We start from the raw sequence: 14,985 nt of genomic DNA, 5'->3' as shown, positions 1-14,985 counted from the left end.
CACCACCGCGCATCTGGACAGAAACTCGGGCACGCAGCAAACGCGTCGATCAACCCATCAAGGCTGGCTCCGAACCGGTGCTGAATGCCACCGATGGGTCATCAGAGGGCTGGTACGGCCTGATCGTCGCCCCGCGATAGTAGTGACGGAGAATTTCACGGAAATCAGCCCCTTGGCTGGCCAGACCATGGGCTCCCCACTGGCTCATGCCCACACCGTGTCCGTATCCCTGGCCGCTGGCTTCCAGCACGATCGCGTCGCCGCGGGTTCCGGAGGATCTCCCAGGACTGGTCGAAGGGCTCAGGGGTGCGCTGAGAGAGGGAGAAGACAGTGGACCGCGTGCACTGATACCGCTTGCGGAATCCCGCCAGAGACCGATCAGCTGAGACGGCGGTTGCGAATCCTGATCCACAGGATCCACGGACTCGTCTGCGGTTCCAGCATCACCCTTCAACAGGGAGAAGCTCACCATCGTGCTTTTCAGTCCCAGGCGCTGACGCAGTTGACGACCTGAGAGCACCAGCGATCCAAGTGGTCCCTGAATCCGTGCGGAGCGAACTCTGCCTGTGGAGCTGGTGGTGAGAACACTCAACCGCTCCACTCCACCGGTCTCCTCAAAGCGACGGCGAAGATCTTTGGCCTCGAAACGCTGGTTCCAGCGATGAACGGGACTGTGCTGGTCGTGATCCTGAACGCTCACGAGGTATGGAAGCTGGTTTTGCCAAACCTCTCCACTGGGCTCAGTGGATCCCCCCGAACTGCTGTGAAAAACAGCATTGATCAAACGGCCGCCATGCACCAGAACCAGCGAGCGCGTTGTGGCAACCGCTTCCCGGGTACGGGGAGTTTCGGATTCCATTCCCTTATAGACCTGGCTGCTCACCGTGGCCTTCACATCGAAATCAGGCTTGCGTCCCCGTTGACGGAGGGCATAGGTGCGGGCAGCGACGGCCTGGGCCTGGAGGGCTGCCAGCGGCCACTTTGCTGGCATCTCACTGCCGACCACGCTGGGGAGGTAGGTCTCGATACCCAGCTGGTTGATCGCCAGGATCCTGCCGCTGCGGACCATCAGCAGCAGGTCACCGCGATAACGGCGGCGCCCGAGCCAGATGCCGCGTGGGTCAGTCGTGCTGATGCGAAGCGAGGCGTCGCGGGCTGCACTGCCATCCGCGAGGGTCAGGTGACCGTTCAGCAAGCGAACCTGCAGACGCTGCAGGCGACGTTCCTTGCTGGCGAGACCACGAACGAGCAGTGGCTGTTCACCATCGGATCGCAGAATCAGCTCAGAGCCCTCGGCCACCAAAACACGCATCTGCGGCTCCTGGGCGGTGACCGCAGATCTGGGCTCAGCGGCCAGCGCAATCACTGTCACTGGCAACATCAGAGCTGCTCCAACAGCAGCCCGACCGATGGAGATGTGCAGAAACACTCAGAAGGCCGACGGTCGCTCAGTGTGCCCCGCCCGGAGGACTGCAGCCAGGCCTTCATGGCAGATTGACCATTGAGCCCACCATGCCGTGCAGGTCACCTTTCTCGGCACCAGTTCTGGAGTTCCCACCAGAGCCCGCAACGTCTCAGCGGTGGCCGTTCGACTGGCTCAGCGATCGGAGCTTTGGCTGTTTGATTGTGGCGAAGGGACCCAGCATCAGTTTCTACGCAGTGATCTGAGGCTGTCTCAGCTGCGCAGGATCTTCATCACACATATGCACGGTGACCACGTTTTCGGCCTTCCAGGCCTGCTGGCCAGTCTCGGACTCAGCGGCAGCAGTGGTGGTGTGGATCTCTATGGACCCGATCCGCTTGCAAGCTATCTGGAAGGGGTGCTGCGGACCAGCTCAACCCGGATCGGCTATCCGCTCGAAGTGCACCAGGTCCGCAATGCCGCTGAAGCGGATCGCATCGTTTTCGAGGACAACGATCTCACCGTGCGAGCCACACCACTGCACCATCGCGTTCCTGCCTATGCGTATCGCATTGAGGAAAAACCGAAGCCGGGTCGCTTCGACATCAACAAAGCCCGGGAGATGGCGATCCCCCCGGGACCTGTCTATGCCTCGCTCAAGCGGGGCGAGACTGTCACCTTGGAGGATGGCCGGCTAATTGACGGCAGAGCACTGTGCGGGCCTGAACGCGCCGGGACAAGCATCGTCTACTGCACGGACACCGTGTTCTGCGAAGCAGCCGTGACTCTGGCGAAGGGTGCAGACCTGCTCATTCACGAATCCACCTTTTCCCATGCGGAGGCCGACATGGCCTTTCAGCGTCAGCACTCCACCAGCACGATGGCGGCCCAGACCGCGGCTGAAGCCGGTGTCAGCCAGCTTGTGCTCACCCACCTCAGCCCCCGCTATGCCCCTGGAAACGCTGTGACGGCAGACGATCTGCTGGCAGAAGCCAGAGCGATTTTCCCGAACACGATCCTGGCCAAGGACTTTCTCTGTCTCGATGTGACCGCCTCGCCCAAGACTTCATGCTGCAACAGTTCGTGATCGGTGGAGCCTGAACACCGTCACTTTGATACCTCAGCGTGATACAAGATCTTGGTGCGCTGTATCCATCAGTCCCTGGCGTCCTTCATGGTTCCTCTTCTCTCCAACCTGCGACAGTCGCTGAGTCGACTGCTGATTGTCCTGCCGGTGCTGGCTGTCCTGTGGATCAGCGCCCCCGCTCAGGCTGCCCAGTGGGATGCCGAAACACTGACCGTGCCTTCCGACCCTGAAGGCACCGCGGTGACCTTCAGCGAACAACAGGTGAAGGCGGGTCGCAAAGTCTTCAACACCAGCTGTGGCACATGCCATGCCGGCGGCATCACCAAGACCAATCAGAACGTTGGACTGGATCCGGAGACCCTGGCACTCGCCACACCATCGCGCGACAACATCGCCGCTCTGGTGGACTACCTGCAGGATCCCACCTCTTATGACGGCGAATACAGCATTGCCGATCTTCACCCCAGCATGCGCAGTCGGGATCTCTATCCGGCGATGCGTGATCTAACCGACGAGGATCTGCAGCTGATGTCGGCATACATCCTCGTGGCTCCCAAGGTCCTCGGCCAGGAGTGGGGTGGCGGCAAAATTTATTTCTGAAGTCAATCTGATCGATCTGGCCAGAGCCAGATCGATCCATCTCACTGGTTCATCGGTGGAAGAGCTTTCAGGGTGAAAGATTGCCTGGTTCCAGAGATCTGGGGCGACGGCTGTACCACCACTCCTGCATTTCGGCCGTGAAACGCATCGGGAAGAGCGTGAGCACTGTGACTGTCGGACGGGATCCAGGTTGGAGCAGTTCAACCGAATAGGACGGACAACGACGCGATCCAAGATCGGCGACAAAACGACGGCCGACGCGCCTCCAGCTGGGTTCTTTGCTGCGCCAGGCCAGCCTGCAACAGGGCCAGGGAAGCTCTTCACGGTCATAAAGCCGGCAGCAGGGACCGATCACCCGAAAGCTGTACTGGCCTCCAGGACTGGTGTGCACCGATCCATGCTTAAGCAACCATTCCACTTCAGGTCTCAGCGGTGCAGCGGGAACGGCGGTCATCGGCGGAAAAGCCAAGTCGCACCACACTGACAGTAAAAAGCCACCCCTGCGGAGAGGTGGCGAAGAACGCTGTTGTCAGATCTTCTGAACAAAGGTCCTGGAGCTCAGTAGAGCTCCTCTTCGGCATGGGTCTTAATTGTGCAGTCGGAGGTGGGGTAAGCCACGCAGGTCAGAACGAATCCGGCCTCGATCTGATCATCGTCGAGGAAGCTCTGATCAGACTGGTCAACGGTTCCAGAGGTGATCTTGCCGGCACAGGTGGAGCATGCACCCGCACGACAGGAATAAGGCAGGTCAATGCCTTGCTCTTCAGCGGCATCGAGAATGTACTGATCGTCAGGAACCTCAATGGTCTTGTTGAGACCCTCGCTTTCGGCGACAAGGGTGACCTTATAAGAAGCCATGGATGGAGTGAATTTGCAGAAGCTCGTAACAAACGAGCTTGCCGGACCGATCATTTCTACATGGTCTAGACGTCAAGGCATACGCCTGAGCGCCTGTTTCGATGCAAGGCCAATCAAAACAGAATGATTTATAAGGCTGGCTTATCAAGGTTAGCGCCGGATCTCAAGCAGGCCCCATCGACCCTGGTCAGCAATCGGCTTGACCGCCCACCCCAGGCTCTCCAGCACATCCTTGAGTCTGGGTGCCTGTGAGACCAGCAGGCCACTGAGGAGCCCCCGCCCACCAGGGCGAAGAACCGATTCAAAATGAGGCGCGAGGGCCTCGATCACCGGGGCCAGGATGTTGCAGAGAAGCAGGTCAGCGGGCTGCCCCTCAAGCAGCTTCGCCAGCATGGCCACAGACCCTTTGCTGACCCTGAGCTCATTCTCTGAACAAGCGTTCAGAACCGCATTGTCAGTCGTTGCCGTGACCGCCAGGGAATCGGTATCGACCGAAAGCACCTGGCGAGCTCCAAGCCCGAGTGCGGCAATCCCGAGCACACCGCTTCCACAACCCAGATCCGCAACCCGAAGACCTAGAGGGGGATCCCGTTCGAGTGCCTCGAGACAGAGCCTGGTTGTGGGATGACTTCCGGTTCCGAATGCACTGCCTGGGTCCATCTTGAGAACAAGCCTGTGAGCCTGCTCCTCGGGCACATCAAGCCAAGCCGGAAGAATCAGCAGCCTTTCACCAACTGGGTCTGGCTGCCAGTGCTGTTTCCAGCTGAGACTCCAGTCTTCATCGGCCAGTTCCTCCCACACCGGCTGAGCCAGAGTCAGTCCGAAGGTCTCCGCGAGGGGTATGAGGCTGCTGAACAGCGCTGATCGCTGATCCTGTGGCCATTCATGGGCAGGCAACCAGACCAGGAGCGTGCATTGATCAGGCGCATCAGGTGCGTGCTGTAAGGCGACTCTGTGAAGCCCGAGAACATTGAGCTTCCAGAGAAGCGACTCTTCCAGCTCAGCCTGAACTGGAAGAGACAAACGCCACCACATCACAACGTGACGGGATGGGCTTCCTGAATCCCGTTGATGCCGTTGATGGTGGCCAGAAGCGCAGGCGGAATAGGGTCATCAATACTAAGCACCATCACGGCATCGCCGCGCACGATCCTGCGGCCCACCTGCATAGAGGCGATGTTCACATTGTGCTCGCCCAGCAGAGAGCCGAGATGACCAATGATTCCAGGCATGTCCCGGTGACGGGTGAACAGCATGTGTCGACTCGGCGGCACATTCACAGGGAATTCATCAATGGTGGTGACACGCAGCTCACCGTCTGCAAACACCGCACCGGTCACACTGTGTCCCCCCTGACCGCCGCGGGTTGTGAGCTGAAGGGATCCTCCGGCGAAGTCCCGGCTGGCATCGTCCTTGACCTCCAGCACATGAATCCCGCGCCCCTTGGCTTCGAGTGAGGCATTGACATAGTTGATGCGTTCTCCGAGGGCGCTTGTGAGCAGTCCCTTCAGCGCTGCCACCACCAGAGGCTGAGATGGGTGACTGGCGAACTCTCCCTGAAGGCGCACCTCCAGCTCCTGGACCTGGCCACCGCTGAGCTGACTCACCAGCAAGCCGAGGGTTTCAGCAAGTTGCAGATGCGGTTTCAGACGCTCCATGATCTCGGCGCTGAGACCTGGAATATTCACGGCACTGCGCGCGGGGAGTCCAAGCAGGACATCGCGGATCTGCTCAGCCACATCGGTGGCCACATTCTCCTGAGCTTCCTCGGTGGAGGCTCCGAGGTGTGGCGTCAGGACCAGCCCGCGCTCGACCGCACGCAGTGGAGAGTCCTCAGCCAGAGGTTCAGCAGCGAAGACATCCAGACCGGCTCCGGCGATCACACCGTTGTCGATGGCTTCTGCGATGGCAGCCTCATCAACGATGCCTCCCCTGGCGCAGTTCACGATCCTCGCCGTCGATTTCATGGAGCGGAGGAGCTCCGCATTGACGAGATTCTCGGTGTCGGGCGTTCTTGGAATGTGCAGGGTGATGTAGTCAGCCTGATGAAAGAGATCCTCCAGAGTCGTGAGTCGCACCTGCATCTGCTGCGCCCGGTCAGCCGAGATGAACGGATCGAATGCGATCACCTCCATGCCCATCGCCTTGGCAACCTTGGCCACGTGTGAGCCGATCTTGCCCAGACCCACAACACCGAGCATTTTCTTATAGAGCTCGTTCCCCACGTATTTCTTGCGATCCCAGGCACCGGCCCGCATCGATGCGTGCGCCTGAGGCACGTGGCGGGACAGGGACAACAACAAGGCGAGAGCATGCTCGGCAGCTGCGATCGTGTTGCCTTCGGGTGAATTCACGACCAACACACCTCGCTGGGTTGCGGCAGGAACATCAACGTTGTCAACACCCACTCCAGCCCGGCCGATGATGCGCAGACGGTCAGCGGCCTCGATCACGTCCGCAGTAACCTGAGTGCCCGAGCGGATCATCAGGGCGTCATAGTCACCGATGATCGACTTGAGCTCGTCCTGAGACAGGCCGGTCCGCTGATCCACCTGGGCCACCTGCCCGAGGATGTCAATCCCCGCCTGATCAATGGGGTCTGAAACGAGAACTTTGGTCATCCAGCGGCGGATAGAAAGCCATTGGGAAGTTTAGAGATCGGCCTGAACATCACTGTTGAGCAGAGAAATTGACCTCCTCCGCACCAAGGGGGGCCACGGCATTCCTGGACCTCCATGGAGAATGGCAGTCCGCACCGATCCGCCCATGCCCATCTGCGTCCTGGTGCTCAAAGAACGCGCCTCCGCCGAGACTCTGGTCCAGGACCTTCAGGATTCCGGCACTCCGCTCATGCGCGTGGTGCTGGTGGCCCCTGAACAATCAGGAACCACTGAGGGGGCTCTCGAGGCCGAGCAGTTCAACAGTGTTGATCTGCTTAATCCGAACATGGCTCGCAGTCGCCGCCAACGTTCCATGTCGCGCTGGCTGATGCCCTTCGGCTTCATGGCGGGAGTTACCTTCACCCAGATCACCACCCTTGATACTTTTGCGCGCTTCGGTGATATCGGAGAAGCCCTGATCGGCGGCCTGCTCGGACTCGGATCAGGCTTGATGGGAAGCTTCGCCGCTGCAGCCAGCGTTCCATCTGACAACGAGGACGGGGTCAGGATTCTGCGCAACAGGCATAACGAGCAGTTCTGGTTGCTGCTGCTGGAAACTCAGGCGGGTCTTGAAGTTCCCTGGCAGCTGGTTCAGAAAGTGCGCCCGCAGCAGGTTGTTCGTCTGAGCGAACTGTGAATCTTCACCGTGCTCCATTTCTGGATGGACTCACTGAGCCGGAGTCGATGCATCGGCTGATCGACCTAGTGGAGAAGGTGCTGCGCACCAGGCAACCGAGCTGGAGCCCCTTCCTGAGCGGCCCTGAACTGGAGAACTCCCGTCGTCTGGAGGCACTGACAGAACTGCGCATGGTCAGAGACGGAGGAAGACCTGGAACCGAACGCTGCCGCCTTCAGCTGAGCCACAGCGATCAGGAGCTGCAACCCGAGCCAGCGCCAATTTCCGGATTGAGACTTGAGGGCAATTTCCTGTTCGATCGGGCTGAACCGGAAGACATGCGCCGGGCACTGCTTGATCTTGGCGTGACAGCCGATGGTCTCGGCGATCTATGGCTTCGTGGTGACCGTGGAGCCCAGGCCGTCTGCACCCTGGAGGCGGCCAACCATCTCAATGGCCTGACCGGCCAAGTTCGCGATGTGACGTTGACCGTTGAGGCTGTGAGCGTCGACGGCTTGCAGTGGCCCGCTCAGAGACTGCCGAAGCGTTTGACCAGCGTGGAAGCTTCCTGCCGCCTTGACGCTATTGCCTCAGCCGGATTCGGACTGTCTCGCTCCAGGGTGATTCGTCAGATCCGGGAAGGAAGGCTGCGGCTCAACTGGCATCCGGTCCGCCAGGCGAGTCGCGAGCTGAAAATCGGCGACCGCCTTCAGCTTCAGGACAGGGGCAGTGTGGAAGTCTTGAACCTCGAACTGACGAAACGCGATCGCTGGAGAGTGGAGATGATGCGACGGTGAACTGCTAACTTCAGTCGCGAGCGGTTGGGCTGTTCAACCGTGACCGCTGATCCCCTGAGGGTGAATGTGGGCGATTAGCTCAGAGGTAGAGCACTACCTTGACACGGTAGGAGTCACTGGTTCGATTCCAGTATCGCCCATTTCCCTCATGCGCAGAGATCAAACAGCATGTCCCTGAGTGTCGTGATCGGACTGGGACGCTCTGGCATCGGTGCAGCTCGTCTGCTCAAGACCCAGGGTTCAGACGTGGTGATTCTCGAAAAGTCTGAGCGCGAAAGTTGCAAGCGAAAGTCAGCGGAACTGAAAGATCAGGGCATTGACGTCCGACTCGGACAGCCCTTGGAGATATCCAGCTTCGAGCCCTGGCTCAATGCCATGGATCAGGTGGTGATCAGTCCTGGAATTTCCTGGACGCATCCGACTCTTGAAGTGCTGCGAACGCGTGGTGTTCCCGTGAAGGGAGAAATGGCTCTGGCCTGGGAATCCCTGAAGACACGGCCTTGGATCGGCATCACTGGCACTAATGGGAAGACCACCGTCACCCATCTTCTTCACCACGTGCTCAGCCACAGCGGGTTGGAGGCTCCCATGGCAGGAAATATGGGGTATTCCGCTGCGGAGCTGGCCCTGGGATGTCTTGATGGCTCCTGCCCTCAACCGGACTGGGTGGTGATGGAGATGAGCAGTTATCAGATTGAAGCGGCCACCGAGGTGGCCCCGCGCATCGGTATCTGGACAACACTGACACCTGACCACCTGGAACGACATGGATCGCTGGACGCTTACAGGGCGATCAAGCGTGGACTGATGGAACGCTCCCGACTGGCGATTCTCAATGGCGATGACCCTGATATCAGCCGAACTCGCTGCAGCTGGGAACAGAACCAGGTGAACTGGGTCAGCACAGGGAGGGAATCCTCAACCAGCACAAGCTCACGCGTCACCGTCAGCGACGACGGCTGGGTCTGCGAAGGGAAGCGAAGACTCTTCCGCGCCAGTGCTCTGGCGATGCCTGGAGAGCACAACCGCCAGAACATGCTTCTGGTGACTGCAGCCGCGCTCGAAGCTGGCTTGGACCCGGAAGCGATTGAATCGGCTTTACGTTGCTTCGGAGGGGTCCCGCATCGACTCGAATCGCTGGGAACAGTTCAGGGAATTTCGGTTTTCAACGACAGCAAGGCAACCAACTACGACGCAGCTGCGGTGGGTTTGAAGTCCGTGCCCAATCCGGTGGTGCTGCTTGCAGGGGGACAGACAAAACAAGGAGACGCTCAGTCCTGGCTGCAGCTGCTGAAGGAACGAAGCAGCTCTGTTGTGTTGTTCGGCGCTGGAGCTGACGAACTTCGCGGCCTGATCGAGGCTTCCTCCTACCCAGGTGCCGTGATTTCACACAGAAGCCTGAATGAGGCTGTTCCAAATGCTCTGGAACTGGCCCGACAACAGCGCGCTGCGAGCCTGCTGCTGTCACCGGCTTGCGCCAGCTTTGATCAATATTCCGATTTCGAAGCTCGTGGCGATCACTTCCGTGAGCTGATCGCGGCGAATCAATCAACCTAGGCTGGTGAAAATCTTGAAGATCTCGTGGCCTACTGGCTGATGAAAAGTGAACCCGACGTCTATGGGATTCATCATCTTGAGCAGGAGCAGACAACTCTGTGGGACGGTATTCGTAATTATCAGGCGCGTAATTTCATGCGCACGATGGCTGTTGGCGATCAGGCTTTCTTCTATCACTCCAATTGCAAGCCGCCTGGAATCATCGGCCTGATGGAAGTGATCGAAACAGGATTGGTGGATCCAACACAGTTTGATTCTTCATCGAAGTACCACGACCCTGGGTCCAAGCCGGAGGCACCGCGCTGGGACTGTGTTCGTCTGGCCTACAGAGGCAGATTCAAGAACATCTTGAGTCTTGAGGACTTGCGTCAGTTGTACGAGCCGGATGAACTGGCCGTTGTGCGACGCGGTAATCGGCTTTCCATACTCCCTGTGGATGACCGTATCGCCCAGGACCTGCTCGATCGACTTGGCTCAATCCAGTGAATCAAGGGCACCTCAGCTGACGGAGCGTCTCCCTCTCACAACGATCATTCCAAGAGCCTGGATCGGGTTCAGCAAGGCTCCCTGGCGGTTTGTTGGGCTGACGGCTTTGATGCTGATCACAGTGTCTGGACTGAGTGTGATCTCAAGGGATCTTCAGCAGGCTGAGGGCCTGTGGCAGTCAACCATCAGCGACTTGGTCTTTGTTGCGACCATCCCCAGCACTCTTGTGCCACTGGTGGCCTTGCTGCATCTGGCTGATCAGTATCTTCCCTCAATCCACACTGCGCAAAGCATTGAACCTGCCAAGGGGCGTCAGCAGCTGCGGTGGATTTTCAGGCAAACAGCTGCACTGCTATTGCTGGAAAGTGTGATCCTGATCGGAGGCCTCAACACGCTGAAGATCATCGGTGCACTGATGGCCAGGCAAAGCGGAGTTTTCTCGGCTGTGATCCTGATTGCTGGAGGACTGGCACTGATTCTCTGGACCCTGAGTCAAACCCTGGCGATTCCTCTGCTGGTGCATCACGGGCATCGCCCACTGGCAGCAATGGAACACAGTCGAAGACTGGTTCAAACCAATCGACTAAAGGTTCTAGCCCTGCTTGGCCTGCTGATTGGTGTCAACCTGATTGGGTTGATGGGTGCATTCCTCGGCCTTCTGCTCAGTATTCCATTCAGCGCCTTGCTGCTGATGGCAAGTTGCCGGACTCAGACGCCCTGGGTCAGTGATTCCCGGCGAAACATATTGCCTACATAAAGGCGGGTGATTTCTCTCGACTCGACTCCGTGTTGAATCAGGAAGCCAGCCAGCGCGGCCTGAACAAGACGGTACTGATCCCAGTTCGGGCAGCGCTCAATGAACGCGACCATGGCCTGCTGCAGAGGCTGAGGGAGCTCGGAATGAAAGCTCACTACCGATTCATCAGGAACAGCTTCTGTCGCAGAAACAACCTGAGACACCTCGGACAAAAGCTCTGATGCTGGTGCTTGTGACTGCTGTAACTGATCGGCCAACTGCATTCAAACGGTTCGGATGCCAACCAGTTCTCCACAGATGCGGGCCTGAGTCAAGAAGCCTTTCAACAGCCATTCCCAATGACTCTCCCGGTGAGACTTCAGCCACCAGAACCGTTTCCAGAAACGGATCTGCTCAAGAGGTCACTAAAGAGTCACAAATGCGAGTCGTCAACCAAAACCACGCCCGGGAATGGGGTTTTCCACAGAAACCGGCCATGCCTGACAAAACGCCCTGCACCCTGTGGAAAACATCACCGTCACCGTGGGGAACACTGGGGGAAAATCAATGGAGAGTCATTGATTAGCTGCTCTGATCATTGCTGCTGTCCCACAGCGTTCTCATCGCCTCGGCGATGGCCTGCGCAGCTGGCTCTGGCCAGTAGAACTCCAGGCCTCGAGCCCTTTCACCGTCACCGCTGCAGATGCCACGAAGCGACCACCGCGATCGATCTCCTTCAAGGCAGGCCCACCAGCTGCCACGTTCCAGCTCGACGGTGATGGATTCCTCCGCCATGAGCTGATCACAAATGGATTGATGCTGATCCGTCAGATCGGCGATCAGTGAAGCCAGCTCGCAGGCTTCACTCTCCTTGAGTTCCAGAGCCCAGTGCTCACCACCAATCAGAACTGAGAACAGAGGGCGGGATGGATCCCTGGACAATCTCCAACCCGGGCCCTCCCGTTGAATCATCCAGGAAGAAGATCGGGCTGATCCTGCTCGTCGCTCAGTTCAACGATGGCGCGCTGAACCGGCTTGACACTGGATTCCTCAAGCAGACCATCAAAATCGTCGAAACGACGCTGTTTGGCACGGAAAGCGATCCGAACAGTGGTCAGGTAGCGATTGCTGGACTGACGAATCAGGCTTTCACCACGCTTGGCAAGATCCTGGTGATCAACTCCGGCAGACAGCATGCCCAATATTCATTGATCCCCAATACTAAGTGAGCAGATCACTGTGAAAAGGAACATGCATGGGGTAGCTGCGTTGAGGACGCCCTGGAACCCTCAGCACGATCTGACGCCCAAGCCCCATGGCCACCAGCGGTCTGCGCAAATGACTCAGAAGTCCACTGACCTCCTCGAGATGCTGCGCATCCACACACTCGATGCGAATGCTTCCCCAGCTCCGCGACATCCTGCAGTCACGCAGTGGTTCCAGCTCTGCCTCGATCTGCGGATCTTCCCTGTAGAAGGAAAAGACAAGCCTTCTTAAGCGATCCATCGTTGCTCCCCGTAGCCTCGACCTGACTACAACCTGCCCATAGCGGTGGTTCAGCCCCTCGCTGCCGAACAAAACCTTCATCTTTCCGACGCTTCTCACAACGTCGGCACCCTGGCGATCGATCTGGGAAGCACCACCACGGTGGTCGCATTCCAGTCTGCTCAGCGGTCAGAGGTGGATCTGCTCGATCTGGATGCAATCACCCGTGAGACAGGAGCCATTCCCTCGCTCCTCTGGGTGGAGGATGCGTTCTCGGGGCCAGCACTGGTGGGGTTTGAAGTGCTTGAGAACGGCTTGCACGAAAGGGATGCTCCGCAGCTGCATCGTGACTTCAAACGCTGGATCGGTATCGCATCAGATCCACACAGTGCTGAGAGACGGCTCAGCCCGGAGCAGGCAGGGGCGCGGCTTCTGACTGAAATCTGGAAGCGGATGCCACCTGGTCTTTTGATCGAGCGACTCGTGCTGACAGCCCCAGTGGATCAGGGCTCCGGCTACCGCGACTGGCTTCTCAAAGCCTGCGAGCCAATGCAAGTCGCAGAGATCGCCATGGTCGATGAACCGACGGCAGCCGCCCTTGGAGCTGGGCTGGAAGCGGGTTCCAAGCTCCTTGTGGTCGACCTCGGTGGAGGCACTCTGGATCTGTCCCTGGTGGCCCTTGAAGGCGGTGAGGGTCGTGCTGCTCCGGTGGCCCAGCTGCTTCGCTTCCGCGGCCAGAACCTCACCAACAGCCGCCAGGCGGTGCGTCAGGCCAAGGTTCTCGGGAAAGCGGGCATCAACCTGGGCGGAAGGGATCTCGATCGCTGGATTCTTGACGAACTCTGTCCAGAGGGCCTGCCTGAGGAAGGTGATGGGCTGATGACTCTTCTGAATGCGGCGGAACGTCTGAAATGCCGCCTCAGCGATCCCGAGATCCCGCAACGGGAGAACCTCCTGGAAACAGCGAATGGTCAGGATCTCGCGGCACCACTCAAGCTTTCGATGAATCGACACAGATTCAGCCGACTGTTGCTGGAGCGAGGATTCTTTGACGCTCTTGATGGACTTCTCAGCAAAACGTTGCGCGATGCGGAACTCAACGGCTGCCCGGCCGAGGAACTTGACGCGGTGGTGGTGGTCGGAGGAGGGGCCCATCTGCCCCAGCTGCGCGACTGGCTGACCGAAAAACTTTCACCCACACCACTGCTGACACCACCTCCGATGGAGGCAGTGGCCTGCGGTGCCCTGAGCCTCACTCCCGGCGTTCGCATGCAGGATCTGCTGCAGCGCGGAATCTCACTGCGCTGCTGGAACCAGCGCAGCAACACCCACCACTGGCATCCGCTGTTTCTCCCCGGACAACCCTGGCCCTCCAGCAAACCGCTTGAACTGATCCTGAGCGCCAGCGGTCATGACCAGCAGTCGCTCGAGCTGGTGCTCGGCGAGTCGAGAGGGGAGACAAGACATGAGGTGGTGATGGTCAATGGCCTGCCTCAGGTCATTGAAAAGTCCGATGGATGGGAAGAAGTAACCAGGAGGCCTGACACCGCCTGTGAGCTCCCTTTGGATCCCCCGGGACAGCCTGGAGAAGATTGCCTGAAACTTCGTTTCCACCTCAATGATCAGGCGGAACTGATCCTGGAGGGAGAGGATCTGCGAACCGGTGAGAGCCTTGAGAGCAGACCACTCGGGAGCGTGCGGTGATCGCGCCGTCCACAAAGCCGTGTGCATCGGCGATGTCATCCATAGAAAGAGTGCTCTTGATTTCCTGACCACCCTTGGCGCTGCGTCGCCATCTCCCGAGGTTCTGGCTGATCGCCACACTGGGTGGTGTCGCAGGACTTTGCGTTTTTGCCTACTGGTGGGAACAACAGTTACCGGGTCGACTGCGTGAAGCGGCATCCAGGGGAGATCTTCAGTCCTGCCTGCGTTACGGAGAACAGCTGGCAGCACTCCGTTGGCTGGACCGGGAGGCGCCCATCGAGCAGGCGGTCTGCCGTCGTCGCCAGGCTGAACTCGCCTGGGAGCGAGGCGACAGCAGCCAGGCCCTCAACCTGCAGGCTCAGCTTGTCAACTCCAATGTGGGCAGTGAAGAACAGCGCAGCAGCGACCGTTCAAGATTGCTCAAGTGGCGCCAGGTCCTGCGCGAGCGGGCACTGGATCAGTTCAGGGCGGGAGATCTCGAACAGGCCCTCGTCACCCTCAGTCCACTGGAACAAAAAGGCCAGAGACCCGGTACACAGCTCAGCGACAGCCTGCGCGAAACCTGGAACCGCAACAAGGTTGATCACGAACGACTGCAGGACAAAGTGCAACGACAACAGTGGTGGGAAGCACTGAGCGTTCTCAATCAACTGGACCACCCCTGGTGGCAGACCCATTCCCTGCCTCTCCGCAGACAGGTTGAGGAAGCCATCAAGAATCTGCGCGATCGTCAGGAACATCACAGCCATGGGGCGTTGCCGGCCCACACCGTCGATCCTGAACAACTCAATTCTGCTGTGGAAGAGCGTCTGTCAGGCGGCATGGACCCATGGAGCGCCTTCATCGCAGGGTGTGCTGATCTAGGCGGTGTTCTGGTTGAGGAAGGACCGGAGAGCCTCTGCAAGGCGAAGAGACCGTGACGAGATCAATCCCAATGGAATCAATGGCAATTGCAGACTGGCGAAGAGGTTCTTGAGAGCTGATAGGGGCTGTTCAC

General features: G+C 58.9%; 18 protein-coding genes and 1 tRNA gene. 10 read left to right on the top strand and 9 right to left on the bottom strand.

The window, feature by feature from the left end; all coding sequences use genetic code 11:
- Positions 1-49: 49 nt before the first annotated feature.
- Positions 50-1,429 carry a SpoIID/LytB domain-containing protein gene (locus SIB83_RS10385; RefSeq protein ID WP_413745760.1) on the bottom strand — a complete coding sequence of 460 codons (1,380 nt, stop codon included), beginning with the start codon at positions 1,427-1,429 and terminating at the stop codon, positions 50-52.
- A gap of 88 nt (positions 1,430-1,517) precedes the next feature.
- On the opposite strand from SIB83_RS10385, the gene rnz reads away from it, so the two are divergent.
- Together rnz and psbV are read left to right on the top strand one after the other, a co-directional pair.
- Complete coding sequence (rnz, locus tag SIB83_RS10380) at positions 1,518-2,489, top strand: ribonuclease Z (protein ID WP_413745759.1); 972 nt, start codon at positions 1,518-1,520, stop codon at positions 2,487-2,489.
- Between the two features lie 87 nt (positions 2,490-2,576).
- Positions 2,577-3,089 (top strand): photosystem II cytochrome c-550 PsbV, encoded by a 513-nt coding sequence (psbV, locus tag SIB83_RS10375; RefSeq protein ID WP_413405634.1) that lies wholly within the window; start codon positions 2,577-2,579, stop codon positions 3,087-3,089.
- A 67-nt stretch (positions 3,090-3,156) separates the two neighbouring features.
- On the opposite strand, the gene SIB83_RS10370 is transcribed toward psbV, so the two are convergent.
- The 4 genes from SIB83_RS10370 to serA form a co-directional block, all read right to left on the bottom strand.
- Entirely contained in the window at positions 3,157-3,543 is a 387-nt protein-coding gene (locus tag SIB83_RS10370) for a hypothetical protein (RefSeq protein ID WP_413745758.1), read from the bottom strand.
- Positions 3,544-3,647: 104 nt separating this feature from the next.
- Positions 3,648-3,947 (bottom strand): ferredoxin, encoded by a 300-nt coding sequence (locus SIB83_RS10365; protein WP_115019479.1) that lies wholly within the window; start codon positions 3,945-3,947, stop codon positions 3,648-3,650.
- 150 nt (positions 3,948-4,097) lie between these two features.
- Positions 4,098-4,982, bottom strand: coding sequence for a 50S ribosomal protein L11 methyltransferase (gene prmA, locus SIB83_RS10360; protein ID WP_413745757.1), 885 nt, complete (start codon positions 4,980-4,982; stop codon positions 4,098-4,100).
- Positions 4,982-6,568 (bottom strand): phosphoglycerate dehydrogenase, encoded by a 1,587-nt coding sequence (gene serA / locus SIB83_RS10355; protein ID WP_413405628.1) that lies wholly within the window; start codon positions 6,566-6,568, stop codon positions 4,982-4,984. Before serA ends, prmA begins: the two co-directional genes overlap by 1 nt.
- A 145-nt stretch (positions 6,569-6,713) precedes the next feature.
- On the opposite strand from serA, the gene SIB83_RS10350 reads away from it, so the two are divergent.
- The 6 genes from SIB83_RS10350 (at position 6,714) to SIB83_RS10325 (ending at position 10,820) form a co-directional block, all read left to right on the top strand.
- Positions 6,714-7,244, top strand: coding sequence for a hypothetical protein (locus SIB83_RS10350; protein ID WP_413745756.1), 531 nt, complete (start codon positions 6,714-6,716; stop codon positions 7,242-7,244).
- Positions 7,241-8,020: a photosystem II S4 domain protein gene (locus tag SIB83_RS10345; RefSeq protein WP_413405625.1), complete on the top strand. Its 780-nt coding sequence runs from the start codon at positions 7,241-7,243 to the stop codon at positions 8,018-8,020. The genes SIB83_RS10350 and SIB83_RS10345 overlap by 4 nt, the downstream gene beginning before the upstream one ends.
- A gap of 68 nt (positions 8,021-8,088) precedes the next feature.
- Positions 8,089-8,160: transfer RNA gene (locus SIB83_RS10340), tRNA-Val, on the top strand.
- 28 nt (positions 8,161-8,188) lie between these two features.
- Positions 8,189-9,577 carry a UDP-N-acetylmuramoyl-L-alanine--D-glutamate ligase gene (gene murD / locus SIB83_RS10335; RefSeq protein ID WP_413405623.1) on the top strand — a complete coding sequence of 463 codons (1,389 nt, stop codon included), beginning with the start codon at positions 8,189-8,191 and terminating at the stop codon, positions 9,575-9,577.
- Between the two features lie 39 nt (positions 9,578-9,616).
- Positions 9,617-10,063 (top strand): EVE domain-containing protein, encoded by a 447-nt coding sequence (locus SIB83_RS10330; protein ID WP_413745755.1) that lies wholly within the window; start codon positions 9,617-9,619, stop codon positions 10,061-10,063.
- Positions 10,047-10,820, top strand: coding sequence for a hypothetical protein (locus tag SIB83_RS10325; RefSeq protein ID WP_413745754.1), 774 nt, complete (start codon positions 10,047-10,049; stop codon positions 10,818-10,820). Before SIB83_RS10330 ends, SIB83_RS10325 begins: the two co-directional genes overlap by 17 nt.
- Here SIB83_RS10325 and SIB83_RS10320 read toward each other — a convergent pair.
- From SIB83_RS10320 to SIB83_RS10305, 4 genes are all read right to left on the bottom strand, one after another.
- Complete coding sequence (locus tag SIB83_RS10320) at positions 10,772-11,083, bottom strand: DUF2811 domain-containing protein (protein WP_413745753.1); 312 nt, start codon at positions 11,081-11,083, stop codon at positions 10,772-10,774. The genes SIB83_RS10325 and SIB83_RS10320 overlap by 49 nt on opposite strands.
- A 298-nt stretch (positions 11,084-11,381) precedes the next feature.
- A complete protein-coding gene (locus SIB83_RS10315; RefSeq protein WP_413745752.1) occupies positions 11,382-11,771 on the bottom strand; it encodes a DUF1818 family protein in 390 nt (129 codons plus the stop codon).
- On the bottom strand, positions 11,768-11,995 hold the full coding sequence (locus SIB83_RS10310) for a DNA-directed RNA polymerase subunit omega (protein ID WP_067095871.1): 228 nt from the start codon (positions 11,993-11,995) through the stop codon (positions 11,768-11,770). Before SIB83_RS10310 ends, SIB83_RS10315 begins: the two co-directional genes overlap by 4 nt.
- A 25-nt stretch (positions 11,996-12,020) precedes the next feature.
- Complete coding sequence (locus tag SIB83_RS10305; protein ID WP_413405613.1) at positions 12,021-12,305, bottom strand: hypothetical protein; 285 nt, start codon at positions 12,303-12,305, stop codon at positions 12,021-12,023.
- Positions 12,306-12,344: 39 nt separating this feature from the next.
- Here SIB83_RS10305 and SIB83_RS10300 point away from each other — a divergent pair, with 39 nt between their 5' ends.
- Positions 12,345-13,988 (top strand): Hsp70 family protein, encoded by a 1,644-nt coding sequence (locus tag SIB83_RS10300; protein WP_413747356.1) that lies wholly within the window; start codon positions 12,345-12,347, stop codon positions 13,986-13,988.
- Between the two features lie 74 nt (positions 13,989-14,062).
- Positions 14,063-14,908, top strand: coding sequence for a hypothetical protein (locus SIB83_RS10295; protein WP_413405611.1), 846 nt, complete (start codon positions 14,063-14,065; stop codon positions 14,906-14,908).
- The last annotated feature ends 77 nt before the right edge of the window (positions 14,909-14,985 follow it).

It is taken from the genome of Synechococcus sp. MIT S9507, from assembly GCF_047304715.1.
In the GTDB taxonomy this organism is placed as follows: domain Bacteria; phylum Cyanobacteriota; class Cyanobacteriia; order PCC-6307; family Cyanobiaceae; genus Synechococcus_C.
Note: the sequence above shows the minus strand (reverse complement) of the source record. Positions and strands in the feature narration are given on the sequence as shown.